The sequence below is a fragment of the Aeromonas sp. R5-4 genome (assembly GCF_040908215.1).
Lineage (GTDB): Bacteria > Pseudomonadota > Gammaproteobacteria > Enterobacterales > Aeromonadaceae > Aeromonas > Aeromonas veronii.
On record NZ_JBFODG010000015.1, the window covers coordinates 22,515 to 39,994 of the forward strand.

The 17,480-nt window shown below is 59.9% G+C and carries 18 protein-coding genes; 13 read left to right on the plus strand and 5 right to left on the minus strand.

The genetic code is table 11. The features are described from left to right. Window positions 1-18 precede the first annotated feature (18 nt). The 3 genes from AB5Y83_RS06970 to AB5Y83_RS06980 form a co-directional block, all read right to left on the minus strand. Window positions 19-450 (minus strand): DUF411 domain-containing protein, encoded by a 432-nt coding sequence (locus tag AB5Y83_RS06970; RefSeq protein ID WP_005339953.1) that lies wholly within the window; start codon window positions 448-450, stop codon window positions 19-21. Window positions 451-496: 46 nt separating this feature from the next. Further along, window positions 497-820, minus strand: coding sequence for a hypothetical protein (locus AB5Y83_RS06975; protein WP_368174904.1), 324 nt, complete (start codon window positions 818-820; stop codon window positions 497-499). Window positions 821-908: 88 nt separating this feature from the next. Then, a complete protein-coding gene (locus AB5Y83_RS06980; RefSeq protein WP_181294842.1) occupies window positions 909-1,631 on the minus strand; it encodes an SDR family oxidoreductase in 723 nt (240 codons plus the stop codon). Between the two features lie 142 nt (window positions 1,632-1,773). Between AB5Y83_RS06980 and AB5Y83_RS06985 the strand changes: the two genes are divergently transcribed. The 5 genes from AB5Y83_RS06985 (at window position 1,774) to AB5Y83_RS07005 (ending at window position 6,895) form a co-directional block, all read left to right on the plus strand. After that, window positions 1,774-2,616 carry a LysR family transcriptional regulator gene (locus AB5Y83_RS06985; RefSeq protein ID WP_107682246.1) on the plus strand — a complete coding sequence of 281 codons (843 nt, stop codon included), beginning with the start codon at window positions 1,774-1,776 and terminating at the stop codon, window positions 2,614-2,616. Window positions 2,617-2,717: 101 nt separating this feature from the next. After that, on the plus strand, window positions 2,718-3,314 hold the full coding sequence (locus tag AB5Y83_RS06990) for an NAD(P)H-dependent oxidoreductase (RefSeq protein ID WP_042081420.1): 597 nt from the start codon (window positions 2,718-2,720) through the stop codon (window positions 3,312-3,314). Window positions 3,315-3,381: 67 nt separating this feature from the next. Next, window positions 3,382-5,238: a monovalent cation:proton antiporter-2 (CPA2) family protein gene (locus AB5Y83_RS06995; protein WP_058056285.1), complete on the plus strand. Its 1,857-nt coding sequence runs from the start codon at window positions 3,382-3,384 to the stop codon at window positions 5,236-5,238. Continuing rightward, window positions 5,235-5,621, plus strand: a complete 387-nt coding sequence (locus AB5Y83_RS07000) for a SirB2 family protein (RefSeq protein ID WP_042052535.1) — start codon at window positions 5,235-5,237, stop codon at window positions 5,619-5,621. Before AB5Y83_RS06995 ends, AB5Y83_RS07000 begins: the two co-directional genes overlap by 4 nt. A gap of 287 nt (window positions 5,622-5,908) precedes the next feature. Continuing rightward, window positions 5,909-6,895 (plus strand): YafY family protein, encoded by a 987-nt coding sequence (locus AB5Y83_RS07005; RefSeq protein ID WP_005339987.1) that lies wholly within the window; start codon window positions 5,909-5,911, stop codon window positions 6,893-6,895. An 857-nt stretch (window positions 6,896-7,752) separates the two neighbouring features. On the opposite strand, the gene AB5Y83_RS07010 is transcribed toward AB5Y83_RS07005, so the two are convergent. Together AB5Y83_RS07010 and rsmD are read right to left on the minus strand one after the other, a co-directional pair. After that, window positions 7,753-8,064, minus strand: coding sequence for a DUF1145 domain-containing protein (locus AB5Y83_RS07010; RefSeq protein ID WP_021231565.1), 312 nt, complete (start codon window positions 8,062-8,064; stop codon window positions 7,753-7,755). Continuing rightward, on the minus strand, window positions 8,048-8,677 hold the full coding sequence (gene rsmD, locus AB5Y83_RS07015; protein ID WP_124930360.1) for a 16S rRNA (guanine(966)-N(2))-methyltransferase RsmD: 630 nt from the start codon (window positions 8,675-8,677) through the stop codon (window positions 8,048-8,050). The genes AB5Y83_RS07010 and rsmD overlap by 17 nt, the downstream gene beginning before the upstream one ends. 110 nt (window positions 8,678-8,787) lie before the next feature. On the opposite strand from rsmD, the gene ftsY reads away from it, so the two are divergent. The 8 genes from ftsY (at window position 8,788) to hutG (ending at window position 17,459) form a co-directional block, all read left to right on the plus strand. Further along, on the plus strand, window positions 8,788-10,614 hold the full coding sequence (gene ftsY / locus AB5Y83_RS07020) for a signal recognition particle-docking protein FtsY (protein WP_368174905.1): 1,827 nt from the start codon (window positions 8,788-8,790) through the stop codon (window positions 10,612-10,614). A gap of 89 nt (window positions 10,615-10,703) precedes the next feature. Further along, window positions 10,704-11,372, plus strand: coding sequence for a cell division ATP-binding protein FtsE (ftsE, locus tag AB5Y83_RS07025; protein WP_005339995.1), 669 nt, complete (start codon window positions 10,704-10,706; stop codon window positions 11,370-11,372). Beyond that, window positions 11,372-12,325: a permease-like cell division protein FtsX gene (gene ftsX / locus AB5Y83_RS07030; RefSeq protein ID WP_005339996.1), complete on the plus strand. Its 954-nt coding sequence runs from the start codon at window positions 11,372-11,374 to the stop codon at window positions 12,323-12,325. The genes ftsE and ftsX overlap by 1 nt, the downstream gene beginning before the upstream one ends. 451 nt (window positions 12,326-12,776) lie before the next feature. Then, a complete protein-coding gene (gene rpoH / locus AB5Y83_RS07035; protein ID WP_005339997.1) occupies window positions 12,777-13,631 on the plus strand; it encodes an RNA polymerase sigma factor RpoH in 855 nt (284 codons plus the stop codon). A 125-nt stretch (window positions 13,632-13,756) separates the two neighbouring features. Continuing rightward, window positions 13,757-14,416, plus strand: a complete 660-nt coding sequence (gene can, locus AB5Y83_RS07040; protein WP_041206790.1) for a carbonate dehydratase — start codon at window positions 13,757-13,759, stop codon at window positions 14,414-14,416. 11 nt (window positions 14,417-14,427) lie between these two features. Further along, the gene (hutC, locus tag AB5Y83_RS07045; protein ID WP_041202413.1) at window positions 14,428-15,132 is read left to right on the plus strand and encodes a histidine utilization repressor; all 705 of its coding nucleotides are present in this window, start codon (window positions 14,428-14,430) and stop codon (window positions 15,130-15,132) included. Window positions 15,133-15,286: 154 nt separating this feature from the next. Next, window positions 15,287-16,522 (plus strand): imidazolonepropionase, encoded by a 1,236-nt coding sequence (hutI, locus tag AB5Y83_RS07050; RefSeq protein ID WP_368174906.1) that lies wholly within the window; start codon window positions 15,287-15,289, stop codon window positions 16,520-16,522. Continuing rightward, window positions 16,515-17,459: a formimidoylglutamase gene (hutG, locus tag AB5Y83_RS07055; RefSeq protein WP_368174907.1), complete on the plus strand. Its 945-nt coding sequence runs from the start codon at window positions 16,515-16,517 to the stop codon at window positions 17,457-17,459. Before hutI ends, hutG begins: the two co-directional genes overlap by 8 nt. Window positions 17,460-17,480 lie beyond the last annotated feature (21 nt).

A 17,480-nucleotide genomic window follows, 5' to 3' on the forward strand; every position in this document is an offset into this window, starting at 1 on the left:
TCTCATGACCAGTTCTCGTCAGCCTGGGTAGCTCGACCAGCGGTTGGTCGCGCCCTCGTTGCTGATACTCAGTACCTCATAGGGATGGCCCGGAATATCCATGCCCGGCGCACTCTGGGGCATGCCCGGAATGGTCAGGCCACGGATCGCCGGTTTTTCCCTGAGCAGCTTCTGCACATCGGCGGCCGGTACATGCCCCTCGATCACATAGCCATTTACGATACCGGTATGGCAAGAGGCCAGTTCCGGCGCGATACCGTATTGCTGCTTCACTGCGCCGAGCTGCTCGGTTTCGATGACCTCCAGTTCGAAGCCATTCTGCTCCATGTGCTCGTTCCAGCTTTGGCAGCAGCCACAATATTTGGATTTGTAGACGGTCATCTTCTCGGCCGCGAGAGCCGAAAAGCTGACGGTACCGGCCAGCATGGCCAGTAACAGGGGTTTGTACATCACTCACCTCAGATTGAAAGAAAAGATGCCCGATACGGGATGCGTTTCAGGTCTGGGGGCGTGGGGGACGTTCGAGCCGCTCGCACGGAGCGTCCGGCATAAAGAGAGAGGGGGAGGCGAAGTCGGGGGTATCCGGTTCCAGCACGGCGACCGTCAGGCTGTCGCTGCCTACCAGCGTCATCGAGAGGGCGGTGGTAAAGCTGCCGCAGGGCATCGCTTTTTCCAGGGTACGCTCGCTCTGGCTGCAGTGGGTAGTCAGGGTACAGAGGTCGGTTGCGGCCCGGCTGCCAAACGACATCAACACCAGCACCAGACTCCACAAGGGGAGCCAGCGACGGGCGTGATCGAGTTGGCGACGGGTGAGAACCATGGAATGACTCGGAAAAAACAAGGGGCACATGGTAACCCTGTGCCCCGGGGGAGGGTCAAGCCCTCCCCATGGTGTCAGTCAGCCAGGATTAAGGTTGCTGACGGGTCGCCGCCAGCACGATCTCGCGCACGCAGACGTTGGCAGGCTGGTTCCAGGCGTAGAGCACGGCATCGGCGATCACTTCCGGCGCAATGACTCCGCCCATCTGATCTTTCCAGTCGTGGTAACCGGCCTTGATGCTCTCGTCAGTGGTGTGGCTGAGCAGCTCGGTCTCGACCGCACCCGGGGCAATGGTCACCATCCGCACGCCGACATCGGCCACCTCTTCCCGGATGTTCTCGGTCAGGGCGTGCACGGCGAACTTGGTGGCGCAGTAGGCAGCATGGTTCGGGAAGGTCTTGCGACCGGCGATGGAGCTGATGTTGATGATGGTGCCGCTGCGGCGCTCCTTCATGCCTGCCAGCACCGCGTGGACGCCGTTCAGTACCCCCATCACGTTGATGTTGAGCATCTGCTGCCACTCGGCGGGATCCTGCACATCGGCCTGACCCAGCAGCATGACGCCGGCGTTGTTGACCATGCAGCCGACCGGGCCAAATTTGGCTTCTGCCTGCTGGACGGCGGCCTTCATGGCGGCGGTGTCGGTGACATCGACACCGATGCAGAGGGTATTCGGCAGACCGAGAGCCTGCATCGGCTCGACCCGGCGGGCCAGCAGCAGCAGGGGATGACCGGCGGCAGAGAAGGCGCGGGCGATGGCGGCACCGATCCCGGCGGAGGCACCGGTGATCACGACGAGAGATTTGGACATAGGTCTTTCCTTCTGATTCAAGAGTCGGTTTGAGCAAACAGGTGGCTGGCCAGCACGGAACCCAATCACTATAGTCACTGTATCTATAAGTGATAAATATTGTTTTCCGCTGGTTATCATCTGAAAAAACTATGGTTGGTTTATGCTGGACTTGAGATTGCTGCGTTTCTTCATCGCCATCTATGAAGAGAAGAACATCACGGCGGCGGCCGAACGCTGCCACGTCAGCCAGCCCTCACTCTCGGCGGGGCTGCGCCAGTTGGAAGAGGCGCTCGGCGACAGCCTCTTCATTCGCGGCAAGAAGGGGGTGGAGGCGCGCGATCCTGCCCACTATCTCTATCCCCATGCGGTCAAGCTGGTGGAGGAGGCGCGTCGTCTGCCGGAGCTGTTTCGCCAGAAAGCGACGCGTGCGAGGCTCAATATTGCCATCATGCCCGACCTGAGCCGCCGTCGGGTGGCGGGGTTGTTGCAACGGGTACAGACGGTACTGCCCGAGCTGGATCTCACCCTCTCCGACTACGCTACGCCCGCTGACTGCCGCTTGACGCTGGATGCCTTGCGCCGGGAGGACGAGATCTTTCTGCCGTTGTGGGAGGAGGATTACGTGCTCTGCGTGCCGGTCGACCATCCCCTTGCCAGTCGCGAAAGGATCGAGCTGGCCGAGCTGCAACATTATGATTTTATTGAGTGCCCGCCCTGCGAAGCCCATCAGCAGACTATCGGCCTGCTGGCCTGTGACCGCCTTACCCTCAATCTGGTGGCCAAGGCCGAGAGCAAGGGGCTGGTGATGGCGCTGGTGCTGGCGGGGGTCGGCATCAGTTTTCTGCCGGACGGGCTGGTCGAGGATGAGGCGGGGCTTTGCACCCTGCCGGTGAGCGGACCGCGGATGTTTCGCCGGATTGGGCTCTGCTATCCCGCCCACCAGACCCTCAATCCGGCGCTGCGGGAGCTGATCCCCGAGTTGGCAGGCTATGGCGCTTCCTGATAAGGTCGCTTTCCTGTGCACCTTTACGATGCAGCTCCCCAGACTCCCCTTTTCTGTTTACCGCGCCTTGCACCGCAAGGCTTTGTTCGGGTGATTTGGTCATGAAACGCATTCTGGTTATTTTTTCCCATCCCGCGTTGCAGAGCTCGCGGGCCAACAAGCAGCTGTTGCAGGCGATTGAGGGGCTGGAGGGGGTCAAGGTTCACGACCTCTATCAGCACTATCCCGACATGTTTATCGATGTGAAGCGGGAGCAGGCGCTGCTCTCTGAGCACGATATCATCGTCTTTCAGCACCCGTTTTACTGGTACTCCTGCCCGGCCATCATGAAAGAGTGGATGGATCTGGTGCTGGAGTATGGCTACGCCTACGGCCCCGAAGCCCACGCCCTCAAGGGCAAGCAGTGGCTGAGCGCCATCACCACCGGCGGGGCGCCGGAGTCCTACTGCAGCGAGGGGTACAACAGCCGACCGCTGCTCGATTTTCTGCTGCCATTTCAGCAGGCGGCCACCTTGTGCGGCATGAACTGGCTGCCCCCTTTCGTGCTGCACTCCTTTCACAAGATCAAGGATCCCGCCGCCCTGCGCCGCTGTGGGCAGGACTACCGTCAGCTGCTTTGCGCCTTGCGTGACGATCAGCTGACTCCGGAGCAGCTGGCAGGGCGTCCTTATCTGCGCGACTTGCTGGAGGTGCTCTGATGACACACGGGCAGCTTGTTGGCCGAGCTCATGAGCCGGATCAGATGTTCATGCGGAGGGCCGACTGATGGGCCACGGGATCCTGTTTGATGCCTTTATCTACCTCTCCGCCGCCGTCATCGCGGTGCCGCTGGCCAAGCGCTGGGGGTTGGGCTCGGTGCTCGGCTACCTGCTGGCGGGGATCATCATAGGCCCCTTTCTGCTGGGGCTGGTGGGGGAGCAGAAGGATGTGATGCACTTCGCCGAGTTTGGCGTGGTGCTGATGCTGTTTCTGGTCGGTCTTGAATTGCGTCCTGCCCTCTTGTGGCAGTTGAAGGGGCCGATCCTCGGCACCGGCGGCCTGCAGGTGCTGCTCACCACGGCGGCACTGACCGGCGTGGCGCATCTGATCGGTCTGCCGTTGCAACAGGGGCTGGCCATCGGCCTCATTCTTGCGCTCTCCTCCACCGCCATCGTTCTGCAGAGCCTGCAGGAGCGCAAGCTGATGCAGAGCGAGAGTGGTCGCTCCGCTTTTGCTGTGCTGCTGTTTCAGGATATTGCGGTCATTCCGATCCTGGCGCTGCTGCCGCTGCTGGCCATGGCGCCGGTCGCCAGCAATGGCGGTTCCGAGCTGGCGGGGTGGCAACATGGTCTGCTGGTGGTCGCGGCCATCTCAGGCATCGTGCTGGGTGGACACTATCTGATGCGGCCGGTGTTTCGTGCCATCGCCCAGTCCCACATGCGGGAGATCTTCGTCGCCGCCGCTCTGCTGCTGGTGATCGCCATCGCGGTGCTGATGGAATCGGTGGGGCTCTCGCCCGCTCTCGGCTCCTTCCTCGCCGGTGTGGTGCTGGCCGACAGCGAATATCGCCATGAGCTGGAGGCAGACATAGAGCCGTTCAAGGGGCTGCTGCTCGGCCTCTTCTTTATGTCGGTGGGGGCGGGGATCGACTTCGGGCTGTTTGCCGAGCACCCCTTCCTGATACCCACTCTCGTCGTTGGCCTGATGGTGCTCAAATGGCTGGTGCTGATGGCGCTCGGCTTCATCATCCGCATCTCGCCGAGTCAGCGCTGGACCTTCGGGCTGGCGCTCGCACAGGGCGGTGAGTTTGCCTTCGTGCTCTTTTCGTTTGCCGCGCAAAATCGGGTGCTGCCCGGTGAGACCATCTCGCTGCTGACGCTGGTGGTGGCGCTCTCCATGGCGCTGACCCCGCTGCTGCTGATCCTCAACGATCGGGTGATCCAGCCCTGGTTCGATTACCGTAACCAGAGCGACGCACCGCAGCATGAGCAACCTGAGCTGGTGGAGCATCCGGTGATCATCGCGGGCTTCGGCCGCTTCGGTCAGATCGTGGGGCGTCTGCTGCACGGTCACGGCATCGGTACCACCATCCTCGAGCAGGATGCCAGCCAGATAGAGACCCTGCGCAAGTATGGCTATCAGGTCTTCTATGGCGATGCCAGCCGGATCGACCTGCTCCATGCCGCCGGGGCGCACAAGGCGAAGCTGCTGGTGCTCTCCATCAACGATCCGGCTACCTCGCTGGCGGTGATCGAGATGGTGCAGAAGCACTTCCCGCACCTGAAGATCCTGGCGCGAGCGCTGGATCGACCCCATGCCCACGAGATCCTGCGCCACGGGGTCGAGAGCGTGCACCGGGAAACTCTGGGCTCGGCGGTCGATCTGGGGGTGGAAGCCCTGACCCAGCTCGGTTTTCGGGCCAACCAGGCCTGGCGGGCGGGGCAGACCTTCAAGCAGCACGATAACTGGCTGTTGCGTGAGCAGGTCAACTATCTCGACGACGAACACACTTATATCAACAAGAGCCTGCAATACCGGGAGATCCTCTCCGATCTGTTGCAAGACGACGAGGAGGGGCAGGAGCGTATCCATGCCCACAACTGGAATAGCGGGCTACCCGACGACGACAAGGAAGCAAAATGATTGCCTATTACCCCATGTTCAAACACCTGCATATGACGCTGGCGCTGGTCAGTCTGCTGCTCTTTATCTATCGCTGGAGTCTGGCGCTGGCCGGTAGCGCTCGGTTGCAGCAGAAGTGGCTGAAGATCCTCCCGCATATCAACGACACCTTCCTGCTGCTGTTTGGTGTGTTGCTGGCGGTGGCCTTGCAGTTGAGCCCGGGTCAACAACCCTGGCTGATGGCCAAGCTGATTGCACTGGTGCTCTATATCGGTCTGGGTGTCATGGCGCTCAAGCGCCCGGCCCGCGGTCAGAAGCTGGTGGCCGGTGTGGCGGCACTGGCGGTGTTTGGCTACATGGTCGGTGCGGCCATCACCAAGTCAGCCTGGTCGTGGCTGATGTAAGCAAAAGGGGAGAGTTATGCTCTCCCCTGAAATCATATTCTGCGATGAATTAATTAATCGGAGTTTTATGCTAACAATAAATCGCAAGATAGAACTTTCATTTGAGGGATTTTTGGCTAATTTTAGCCTCTAGCGGCTCCTTTTTTTAGTGCATTGTCTTTATAAATCAACTATTTAGTGTGTTTTGTATGAAAATGGCGACAGTTGTCGCAGCAAAACTTGCGACATAGACTGTCGCAAGTCACGACTAGCATACAGTCAACGCTAAACCAGTGAAGGCAAGCACCATGAGCAAGAAGCTGTTACGACAACTGACCTTGGCGCGTTGCATCCCGCACCGCCCTTACAAGCTGACCGCCAGCCAACTCCAGGTAAAACTGGAAGAGGAAGGTATCCACGTCAGTCTGCGTACCGTGCAACGGGACCTGGAGGAGATGTCCGGCATGGGACTGTTCGACCTTACCTCGGACGAGCGCAGCAAACCCCATGGCTGGTGCTTCGAGCGCCACGGCCTCAACGACTTTGCCAATATCATGCCGCTCTCGCTGGCGGTGGCCCTGAAAACCTGGAGTGATCAGGCGAGCCAACTGTTGCCGGCGAGTGTACTGACCGAATTGAATCCGCTGGTCGACAAGGCGAGCCAGGTGATCCGCGACAGCCAGAGTGAACTGGCCGAACGCTGGCTGGAGAGTGTCCACCAGTCACCGCGCCCGTTTGCCGGCAACCCGGAGATCCGCCGCAGCACCCTGATCCGCGATGCGCTCTGGCGTGGTCGCAAGTTCAGTGCCGAGATCCAGCGCGTGATCAAAGAGCGCACCGTGTGGCTCTGCTACGACCGTATCAACCCGCTCGGCATTCTCAATCAGCCGGACGGCCCGATCCTGCTCTGCACTCTGTCCGAGCTGGATCCCAAGGTCTACGGCATCCCGTTTGACCATATCAAGAACGTGGAGCTGACCAACTTCAGTGCCACCCAGCCGAAGGATTTCAATATCCAGAAGCTGATCCGCGATCAGGGCTATCAGGATGTGAGCGGCCCGATCCGCTTCGTCGGCCGGATCGATGCCAACAGCCAGTCGCTGGTGGATAACCAGATCCCTGGCAACAATCCACGCATGACCCGCTATGACAAGCGCAGCGTGGTGGTGGAGACAGAAGTGCAGGACACCCCGGAGTTTCGCAGCTGGTTGAACAACATCGGCGGTGAACTCGAGGTGCTGGCACCTGAATCGCTGCGCAAGGCCTATCTCAATCCGGCCAACCGCTTGAGCTGATTAAAAAATTGGAATGTTGAAGAGTCGAGCCTGGTCTCGGCTCTTTTTTTTTTGCGGTTTTTTTAAGCATATTTATTCAACTAATTTTTAAGTCTTAACGTCAGGATTGAACCGTTTTCCTGCCCCGTTTTCGGGGGCGAAACCCGTGTAAGAGATCTGCCATAGCGACTGTAAGAGGCTGGCGCTTTGAGCCGTACGCGAAGCCATGCCAGAATGATCGAGCTTTCCCGTGAAACTAAATAAACAACTGATATTAAAGGGTTAGTTTTTAAGTTCGTATTTTTGGATGGGAGCTGCATCGGATCTTTATCATCGGATGGCCCTTGTTCGGGGTGCGCATTTCCTTAGTATGGGTCTCACAAGGACGAAGCTGGTCCGGCAGGATGCAGGGCAGCGCATAAAGATGGAATAGTCCGCAGGATGTGGACAAGGGACACCTCAGGATGAGCTCGATAATCAGGATGATTATCGTCACGGATGAATAAAGGAACACCGCGGGATGCGGCAGGACACTCTCGGGATGGGAGCAGAACGAACGGAACCTCGTTCTTCAGGATGAACAGGACCTCGCCGGATGCGAGAGGAATACTTCAGGATGAAGTGAGATAACCCGGATGGTTATCTGTCAGGAAGACGCAAGGAACCCCACAGGACGTGGTAATGGACACCTCCAGGATGGAGACAGGGAAGCAGTTCAGGATGAATTGCCAGGCCAGGAACGCCGCAGGACACGCCAACGGATTGGAAAGGGGATATTCCAAAGGATTAGGATAACGTCAGGGATTGCAGGGAGCATTGCAGTTCTACGGACAGGACGACACGACTCTAGGGGACGGCTACCGCCGTCCCCTTTTCTTTTATGGTTTGCCCGAGAGATTGCCGCGCTGGGCGGCGTTGACGATCTCTTGCAGGCGCTGACGAATGTCGACCATGCCAAACACACCAAAGATCAGCACAGTGACAAATTCGGCTTTGGTGACCGCGAAGTAGCGTTTGCAAGCCGCCTTGATCATGCTGGCCTGCAGCCAGTGCAGCAGGGCGACGATCACGCCGCAGACCGGCAGAAAGCCGTTGAGTTTGCCGGGCAGCGGGGCAATCAGGCTCATCAGCACGCCAAACCAGAAGAACAATATCAGCCCCATCGCCAACAGATTAAAGACTCGCTTCATTGTTTACCTCTCTTAGATAGAGTTGATAGCAGACCTGACCTGCTTGTTTGTCCTTGAGTAACTGCCAGCTGGCGGGCAGTGCCAGATCGGCCATCTCTTTTTCCCGCTCCAGATAGATGAGAGCGTCCGCTGCCAGCCAGCCGCGCTGCTCCAGCAGTTCGCACACTTGCGGCAGCAGCTCGCGGCGAAACGGCGGATCGAGGAATACCAGATCAAACGGCGTGGCCGGGCCTTGCAGCCAGCTCACAGCATCTGACTGGATCACCTGACCCTGACTGCTGCCGAGGGCGGTCAGGTTCTTCTTGATCTGGTCAGCAGCCCCTTTGTCCATCTCGATCAGGGTCACCTGCTCGGCGTAGCGCGACAGCGCCTCCAGTCCGAGTCCGCCGCTACCGGCAAACAGATCCAGGCAGCGGGTGCCACGAATGTGGGGGGCCAGCCAGTTGAAGATGGTCTCTTTGACGCGATCCGTGGTGGGTCTGAGCCCCTCCACATCCTTGACCGGCAATTTGCGGCCTCGCCACTGGCCGCTGATGATTCTTACAAAGCCCGATTTTCCTTGCGGGGCGGGACTCTTGCTCGGGTTGCTACGGCTGGATTTCACTCTGGGCATCGCGTTTCATCGTCAGAAAATAAAGTGGTAGTATAAGGCGGTTCATTTTTATGCCGACCCGCCAAGGGACGGCTATCTTAGCAGTCAGCCTTTGATGTGAGTATTTTTAGATGGCAAAAGGTTTGTTTTCCTGGCTGGGTTTCGGCCGCAAGAAAGAAGAGGCTGAGGCTGTCCAACCACAGACACCCCAAGCCACCCCCGTTACCGTTGAGCCCGAGGTCACTGCTACCCCCGCTCCCGTTTCCGATACCACTGTTTCCGATAGTACGCCGGCTGTTGCCCCCGAAGTGCCTGCCAGCGCACAGAATCCCGTTTTGCAAGATGATTGCTGCCTGCCGACCGAGCTGGACGATCACGGCCCGCTGGTGGTGGAGGAGTGCGCTTCCGATCTGGAGCCGGTGATCGTCAACGAAGCGCTGATCGCCGAAGAGGAGCGTGCCGCTGAAGCCGCTCGCACTGCCGCAGAAGCACAAGCTGCTGAAGCGGCTCGTATTGCCGCCGAGGCTCGCGCTGCAGAGGAGGCTCGTATCGCTGCCGAAGCTCGCGCCGCGGAAGAATCTCGCATTGCCGCCGAAGCCCGCGCCGCGGAAGAGGCTCGTATCGCTGCCGAAGCCCGCGCTGCAGAAGATGCTCGTATCGCCGCCGAGGCTCGCGCCGCAGAAGAGGCCCGCATCGCCGCCGAAGCTCGTGCTGCGGAAGAGGCTCGCATTGCTGCCGAAGCTCGTGCTGCGGAAGAGACTCGCATCGCTGCCGAAGCTCGCGCTGCGGAGGAGGCTCGCATTGCTGCCGAAGCTCGTGCTGCGGAAGAGACTCGCATTGCTGCCGAAGCTCGCGCCGCGGAAGAAGCTCGCATTGCCGCCGAAGCTCAGGCTGCGGAAGAAGCCCGTATCGCCAAAGAGGCCCAGCGCGCGGAAGATATGCGCCTGGTCGCCGCGATGGAGGCTGAGGCTGCCGCCCTGGCCGCTCTGCCGCTGGCCGCCAAGGTAGACGACGACACCCAGGACAAACCGCAGCGGGAGGGCTTCTTTGCTCGCCTCAAGCGCAGTCTGGTGCGCACCAAGGAGAATATCGGCTCTGGTTTCTTCGGCCTGTTCCGTGGCAAGAAGATCGACGACGAGCTGTTTGAAGAGCTGGAAACCCAGTTGCTGACCGCCGATCTCGGCGTCGACACCACCACCCGCATCATCGAGGGGTTGGTGCAGCACGCGGATCGCAAGCAGCTCAAGGATGCCGAGGCGCTCTACGGCCTGCTCAAGCAGGACATGGGCGAGATGCTGGCCAAGGTCGAACAGCCGCTGGTGATCGACACCAGCAAGAAGCCTTATGTGATCCTGATGGTCGGCGTGAACGGCGTCGGCAAGACCACTACCATCGGCAAGTTGGCCAAGCAGTTCCAGGCCGAGGGTAAGAGCGTGATGCTGGCGGCGGGTGATACTTTCCGTGCCGCTGCGGTCGAACAGTTGCAGGTTTGGGGTCAGCGCAACAACATTCCGGTGATTGCCCAGCACACCGGCGCCGATTCCGCTTCCGTCATTTATGACGCTATCGAGGCCGCCCGCTCCCGCGGGGCTGACGTGCTGATCGCCGACACCGCCGGCCGCCTGCAGAACAAGAGCAACCTGATGGAGGAGCTCAAGAAGGTAGTGCGGGTGATGAAGAAGCTGGATGAAGAGGCTCCCCACGAGATCATGCTGACGCTGGATGCCGGCACCGGCCAGAACGCCCTGAGCCAGGCCAAGCTGTTCAGTGAGGCGGTGGGCCTGACCGGTATCACTCTCACCAAGCTGGATGGTACGGCCAAGGGCGGCGTCATCTTCGCGGTGGCCGACAAGTTCCAGATCCCGATCCGCTACATCGGGGTGGGCGAGGGGATCGATGATCTGCGTCCCTTCGTTGCCAACGATTTCATCGAGGCGCTCTTTAGCCGCGATGAATAAGTCCGGCCGCGATGAGTCAGCTCAGCCGTGATGAGTAAGTGTTCCATGCCCCGACTCCGGTCGGGGTTTGTCAATTTCAGGGAACCGTTATGATTCGTTTTGACAAGGTCAGCAAGGTATACAGCGGCGGCCATCAGGCGCTGCAAAAGGTCAGCTTTCACCTGCGCAAGGGGGAGATGGCTTTTCTGACCGGGCACTCGGGGGCGGGCAAGAGTACCCTCCTCAAACTGATCAGCGTGATGGAGCGCCCGACCGATGGTCGCGTCTTCTTTCATGGCGATGATGTCAGCCATATCCAGCGCAGCCAGATCCCCTATGTTCGCCGCCAGATCGGGATGATCTTTCAGGATCACCGACTGCTGATGGACAGAACCGTGTTCGACAACGTGGCGCTGCCGCTGGTGATCGATGGTTACAGCCATGCAGACATCAACAAGCGCGTGGCGGCGGCGCTGGACAAGGTGGGGCTGCTCGGCAAGGAGCGTTACCAGCCGCGGATGCTCTCCGGGGGTGAACAGCAGCGGGTCGGCATCGCCCGCGCCATCGTCAACAAGCCGCCGCTGCTGCTGGCGGATGAACCGACCGGCAACCTGGATCCCCAGCTCTCCATGGATATCATGCGGTTATTTCAGGAGTTCAACAATTTTGGGGTCTCGGTACTGATTGCCACCCACGATCTGGGGCTGATCGCGCGCATGCGCTATCGCACCCTGACCCTCAAGGCGGGTCGTATGTATTCGGCCGGGGAGGAGCTCTGATGGCTATCGTTCGTCATAAACAACCGCCGCTGCGCCGTCTGATGATGTACGGGGTTGACCATGTGCGGCAGGCGTTTGCCAGTCTCGGGGAGTTGTGGCGCAATCCGCTCGCTTCGCTAATGACGCTGGCGGTGCTCGGTGTCAGTCTGGCGCTGCCCTCTTGTTTCCACGTGTTGCTGAAAAATGCCGAGGTGGTGGAGGGGAGCTGGCAGAGCAGTTCCCAGATCTCTCTTTACCTGCGCAAGGATCTGCCGGAGCAGAGCATTCTCGATCTGCAGCACAGGATCCTGCTCTATCCCGAAGTGGATTCGGTCACCTACCTGAGCCGGGACGATGCGTTGCGGGAGTTTCGCGAGATCTCCGGCTTCGGCGATGCCCTCGATTATCTGGACAGCAACCCGCTACCGCCGGTGCTGAGCGTCATCCCGGATCCGCGCTGGCAGAACCCGGAAGGGGCCGCCGAGCTGCTCAGCAAGCTCAACAACGAGGTGGGGGTCGAGCAGGGCAAGCTGGATCTGCAGTGGCTGACACGACTGCAGGGGATCATGAACCTGCTGCGCCACACCATTACCGGTATCGCGGTGCTGCTGCTCTCCGCCGTGTTGCTGATCGTCGGCAATACCCTGCGTCTCAACATCCTCAACCAGCGTTCCGAGATTGAAGTGCTCAAGCTGGTGGGGGCGACCGACTCCTTCATTCATCGCCCTTTCCTCTATACCGGTATCTGGTTCGGGGTGATCGGCGGCATGCTGGCCTGGTGGCTGACCGAAGTGATGGTGATCTGGAGCGAAGGGGTGGTGAAGGAACTGGCGGGCTTGTATAACAGTAACTTCCGGTTGGTTGGCATGGGGGCGGTAGACGGGATCAATCTGATCTTGCTGGGCGCCCTGCTGGGGCTGATTGCCTCCTGGTTCTCGGTCCATCGCCACATTCGCGACATCGAACCATCCTGATTACTTTGTCATCAAAGTAAATCGCTGGATTTTGAGAGGCGGATCAAGTAAAAGAGGGGCCGTTTCTGGCTTGGCCCCCATAGTCAGAGTATTCTGAATAACAATGATCTTCCGGATCTTCGCTAGATCCAGTGAACCTTCTGATTTATAAGCAGTCTATTACAGCTGAAGCATTTATACGGGTGTGGCCCCTCTGCCTTGCTCGTCAGACTTGGCAAGCATGTGAAGGTTGCGAGCTCCGCAACAATGGACTTAGCATGCTACTTTTCGGGGGTCCTTCATTGTGACCCCCTTTTTTTGACTGTTCATTCATGATTCATCCTGCAGGCTTAAGATAAGCCGGTCTAAAACTGGGCATGTTCTTTGATACACGCCGCAGAATGGCATCCGGTCAGTAGACAGACACTCTCAGGGTGTTAGACTGATTAGATTGAAAAGTAAGAGGTAACAGATGGGAACTTCATTGCAGCGCACTATGGCTCTGATTCCGCAAGGTAGTCTGGAAGGCTATATCCAGGCAGTAAACTCTATTCCTGTGCTGAGCGCAGAGGAAGAGCGTGAACTGGCTGAGCGTTTGCAGCAGGATGGCGATCTCGAGGCTGCCCGCCAGCTGGTTATGTCGCACCTGCGCTTTGTCGTTCATGTCGCCAAGAGTTATGCCGGTTACGGCCTGCCTCAGGCCGATCTGGTTCAGGAAGGCAACATCGGCCTGATGAAGGCGGTCAAGCGCTTCGACCCGACGGTCGGCGTGCGTCTGGTCTCCTTTGCTGTGCACTGGATCAAGGCCGAAATCCACGAATATGTCCTGCGCAACTGGCGCATGGTCAAGGTGGCGACCACCAAGGCCCAGCGCAAGCTCTTCTTTAACCTGCGCAAATCCAAAAAACGTCTGGGCTGGCTGAACCACGAAGAGGTTCAGGCCGTGGCGGCCGATCTCGGCGTTTCTGCCGCTGATGTGACCGAAATGGAAGCGCGGATGGCCAACTACGATCAGGCGTTCGATCTGGTGGGTGACGATGAGGAAGAGGGCGGTTTCGCTCCGGTTCACTATCTGGAGGACAAATCCTCCGATCTGGCCGCGACCATCGAGAACGACAACTGGGATGATCACGCGACCCGTCGTCTGAGCTCGGCCCTCGCCACTCTGGATGAGCGCAGCCAGCACATCATCCGCGCCCGCTGGCTCGATGATGACAGCAAGACCACTCTGCAGGAGCTGGCCGATACCTACGGTGTCTCTGCCGAGCGTGTGCGTCAGCTTGAGAAAAACGCACTCAAGAAGCTGAAAGATGCCATGGAAGCCTGATGCTTCCTCTTATAAAAACAGGGCCTGATGGCCCTGTTTTTGTTTCGCAGGGATCTGGTCGGCCTTGCTTTGGTTACCCTTGAGTGTGTTATGTTGCCGCCACTGCCACATTAGGGAGAGCAGAAGTGAAACTGTTGAACGACCTGTTTACCAACAACCGTGAGTGGGCCGAACGGATCAAAGCCGAAGATCCCGAATTCTTTGCCACTCTTTCTGCCCAGCAGGCCCCCGAATACCTCTGGATTGGTTGTTCCGACAGCCGGGTCCCCGCCAACCAGCTGATGGGGTTGCTGCCGGGGGATGTCTTCGTCCACCGTAACGTCGCCAATCTGGTGGTACATACCGATTTCAACTGCCTCTCCGTGCTGCAATACGCGGTAGAAGTCCTCAAGGTGAAGCACATCATCGTCTGCGGTCACTACGGTTGCGGCGGCGTCAAGGCCGCGATGCAGAACCAGGAGTTGGGTCTCATCGACAACTGGCTGCGCAACATCAAGGATGTCTACTTCAAATATGGTGAAGAGCTCGAGGCCATCGAGGATGAGCACGAGCGCTTCGACTACCTGTGCGAGCTGAACGTGGCCGAGCAGGTCGCCAACGTCTGCCACACCACCATCATCCAGAACGCCTGGCGCAAGGGGCAGGAGCTGGCGGTGCATGGCTGGATCTACGGGATTAAAGACGGTCTGCTGCACGATCTCGATCTTTGCATCAGCGGCCCGGATCAGATCCCCGATGTCTACCGCGCCTGGCCGGACATGCGTCCGCCCCACCGTCGGCGCTAGGGAGCTTCATGGTGGCGCCAGCTCTCTATCTGCAGATCAAGCAGCACATTCTGGACGGGATCCGCGAACGCCACTATCAGGCGGGGGACAGGATCCCGACCGAAGCGGCCCTGTGCGAGCAGTTCACCGTGAGCCGGATGACGGTCAACCGGGCGCTGCGGGAACTGGTGGCGGAAGGGTGGCTGGTGCGTACCGCCGGTTCCGGCAGCTTCGTGGCAGACCGGCGCACCGAATCGCCGCTGCTGGCTATTCGCAATATTGCCGACGAGATCGCCGAGCGTGGCGGTGAGTACAGCGCCCGGGTGATCCGGCTACAGCGACTGGCCGCTGACGAGAAGGTGGCGGTACAACTGGGGCTGCGGGTTGGCGCCCCCATCTTTCACAGCCTGATCGTCCATCAGGCCGATGGGGAGCCGTTGCAATTGGAGGAACGCTTCGTCGATGCCGGGCGCTTGCCGGGTTATGGTGAGCAGGATTTTACCCAACAGACCCCCAACCGCTATCTGATGGATGTTTGCCCCCTCTCCGAGATGGAGCACGTGGTGGAAGCCGTGCTGCCGAGCGCCGGTGAGGCGGGATTGTTGCAGATCCGCGTAGATTCCCCCTGCCTGTTGTTGCACCGGCGTACCTGGTCGGAGGGGCATCTGGTCTCCTACGCCCGTTTGCTCTCCCCCGGTTCCCGCTACAAGCTCAGCTCCAAGACTCAGCTGGAGTAAATGTCTATACAACTCGATTTTGCAAAGCCCACCTCCTGGTGGGCTTTTTTGTGCTTAAACTCTAAGTTTGATGCTGTTATCAGGATGTGAACTTCGCTCTTTCTTTCGTCATAGAGATCGACTATAAGAATATGTATATACATTTGAGGTCGCTATGAACAAGGAACTGTTGAACTGCGAGCGGGTCTGGCTCAACGTGACACCCGCCACCCTGAGTGATGAGCTGGCCGACTACGGCCTGCTGCCGCTCCACGCCATCGGCGTGAAGGATGGCAAGATCCACTCGCTGGTGCCGATGGCCGAGCTGAAGGGGCCGTATCCCGCTCACTGGCAGGATATGCAGGGCAAGCTGGTCACTCCCGGCCTTATCGATTGTCACACCCATCTGGTCTTCGCCGGCAGCCGTGCCGAAGAGTTCGAGCTGCGTCAGCAGGGAGTGCCCTATGCCGAGATCGCCCGTCGGGGCGGTGGCATCATCAGCACGGTGCGTGCCACCCGTGCCGCCAGCGAAGAGCAGCTCTTTAAGCTGGCGTTGCCGAGGGTGAAATCCCTGATCCGCGAAGGGGTCACCACGGTGGAGATCAAGTCCGGCTATGGCCTGACGCTGGATGACGAACTCAAGATGCTGCGGGTGGCCCGCCGACTGGGAGAGGCGTTGCCGATCCGGGTCAAAACCACTCTGCTGGCGGCCCATGCGGTGCCGCCGGAGTATCGCGACGATCCCGACAGCTGGGTCGAGACCATCTGTCAGGAGATCATTCCGGCCGCCGCCGAGGCGGGTCTGGCCGATGCGGTAGATGTCTTCTGCGAGCACATCGGCTTTTCGCTGGCCCAGACCGAGCAGGTCTATCTAGCGGCGGATCAATACGGCCTGCCGGTGAAGGGGCATATGGATCAGCTCTCCAATCTCGGTGGCAGCACGCTCGCAGCCAACTTTGGCGCCCTCTCGGTGGATCATCTGGAGTATCTGGATCCGGAAGGGACCCTGGCGCTGGCCCACCGTGGCGTGGTCGCCACCCTGCTGCCCACCGCCTTCTACTTCCTCAAAGAGACCAAGCTGCCGCCGGTTGCCGCCCTGCGCAAGGCGGGTGTGGCGATGGCGGTCTCCTCCGACATCAACCCGGGTACTGCCCCTATCGTCTCGCTGCGGATGGCGATGAACATGGCCTGCACCCTGTTTGGCCTGGCCCCGCTGGAGGCCATGCGCGGGGTGACCCGTCACGCCGCCAAAGCGCTCGGCGAGCAGGATCGCCTTGGCCAGCTCAAGGCAGGCATGGCAGCCGATTTTCTGATCTGGCACTGCGCCCATCCGGCCGAGCTGAGCTACATGGTCGGTGTCGATCAGCTGGCAAGCCGCATCTTCAACGGTGAGGAGACCCTCCATGGATAAGTTCAATCCGGTCGATATGTCGCTCTGGCAGGGACGACAGGATCCGGAAGATGGCGAACTGGCCCTGCGCTGGCATGACAAGGTGCAGCCCTGGACCGCCGGAGCACAAGACCCTGCCGGTGTGGTACTGCTCGGTTTTGCCTGCGATGAAGGGGTGCGCCGCAACAAGGGGCGTGTCGGTGCAGCGGCGGCGCCGCTGGCGGTGCGCAAGTTGCTGGCCAATACAGCCTGGCACCTGAATCGACCCGTCTACGATGGTGGGGATGTGAGCTGCCCCGATGGCAATCTCGACGCCGCCCACGGCCATCTGGCCGAGCGGGTCGCCTCTGCGCTCGAACTGGGCCACTTCCCGCTGGTGCTGGGGGGCGGCCACGAGGTGGCCTTCGGCAGTTGGAGCGGCCTCAACAGTCATCTGGGCGGCAGTGGCAGGGTCGGCATTATCAACCTCGATGCTCATTTTGACCTGCGCATGAAGCAGGAGCAGGCCAGCTCCGGCACCCCCTTTTTCCAGATCGCCGAGCAGTGCGCCGCTCAGGGCACGCCGTTTCACTACGCCTGCCTCGGGGTGGCCGAGACCGCCAATACCCAAGCCCTGTTTGCCCGTGCCAAGGCGCTGGGTGTGTGGCATGTGCTGGACGAGGCGATGACCCAGACCGGGCTGCCAGCCTTGCTAAGCGGACTGGATGCCTTTATCGCCCATTGTGATCACCTCTATCTGACCATCGATCTCGACGTGCTGCCGGCGGCCGTGATGCCGGGAGTGAGCGCCCCCGCCGCCCGCGGCGTGGAGCTGGCGGTGATCGAACCGCTGATCGCCCATATCCGGGCCAGCGGCAAGCTGCGGCTCGCCGATCTGGCCGAGTATAACCCGACGCTGGATCAGGACAACCGCAGTGCCCGCGTGGCCGCGCGGCTGGTTCATCTGTTGACCCGTTAACCCTTTGGCCACCCATCGCCG

Coding starts and splice junctions, on each gene's coding strand:
- AB5Y83_RS06970 (WP_005339953.1), bottom strand. CDS start 450: ATGTACAAACCCCTGTTACTGGCCATGCTGGCCGGTACCGTCAGCTTT.
- AB5Y83_RS06975 (WP_368174904.1), bottom strand. CDS start 820: ATGGTTCTCACCCGTCGCCAACTCGATCACGCCCGTCGCTGGCTCCCC.
- AB5Y83_RS06980 (WP_181294842.1), bottom strand. CDS start 1,631: ATGTCCAAATCTCTCGTCGTGATCACCGGTGCCTCCGCCGGGATCGGT.
- AB5Y83_RS06985 (WP_107682246.1), top strand. CDS start 1,774: ATGCTGGACTTGAGATTGCTGCGTTTCTTCATCGCCATCTATGAAGAG.
- AB5Y83_RS06990 (WP_042081420.1), top strand. CDS start 2,718: ATGAAACGCATTCTGGTTATTTTTTCCCATCCCGCGTTGCAGAGCTCG.
- AB5Y83_RS06995 (WP_058056285.1), top strand. CDS start 3,382: ATGGGCCACGGGATCCTGTTTGATGCCTTTATCTACCTCTCCGCCGCC.
- AB5Y83_RS07000 (WP_042052535.1), top strand. CDS start 5,235: ATGATTGCCTATTACCCCATGTTCAAACACCTGCATATGACGCTGGCG.
- AB5Y83_RS07005 (WP_005339987.1), top strand. CDS start 5,909: ATGAGCAAGAAGCTGTTACGACAACTGACCTTGGCGCGTTGCATCCCG.
- AB5Y83_RS07010 (WP_021231565.1), bottom strand. CDS start 8,064: ATGAAGCGAGTCTTTAATCTGTTGGCGATGGGGCTGATATTGTTCTTC.
- rsmD (WP_124930360.1), bottom strand. CDS start 8,677: ATGCCCAGAGTGAAATCCAGCCGTAGCAACCCGAGCAAGAGTCCCGCC.
- ftsY (WP_368174905.1), top strand. CDS start 8,788: ATGGCAAAAGGTTTGTTTTCCTGGCTGGGTTTCGGCCGCAAGAAAGAA.
- ftsE (WP_005339995.1), top strand. CDS start 10,704: ATGATTCGTTTTGACAAGGTCAGCAAGGTATACAGCGGCGGCCATCAG.
- ftsX (WP_005339996.1), top strand. CDS start 11,372: ATGGCTATCGTTCGTCATAAACAACCGCCGCTGCGCCGTCTGATGATG.
- rpoH (WP_005339997.1), top strand. CDS start 12,777: ATGGGAACTTCATTGCAGCGCACTATGGCTCTGATTCCGCAAGGTAGT.
- hutI (WP_368174906.1), top strand. CDS start 15,287: ATGAACAAGGAACTGTTGAACTGCGAGCGGGTCTGGCTCAACGTGACA.
- hutG (WP_368174907.1), top strand. CDS start 16,515: ATGGATAAGTTCAATCCGGTCGATATGTCGCTCTGGCAGGGACGACAG.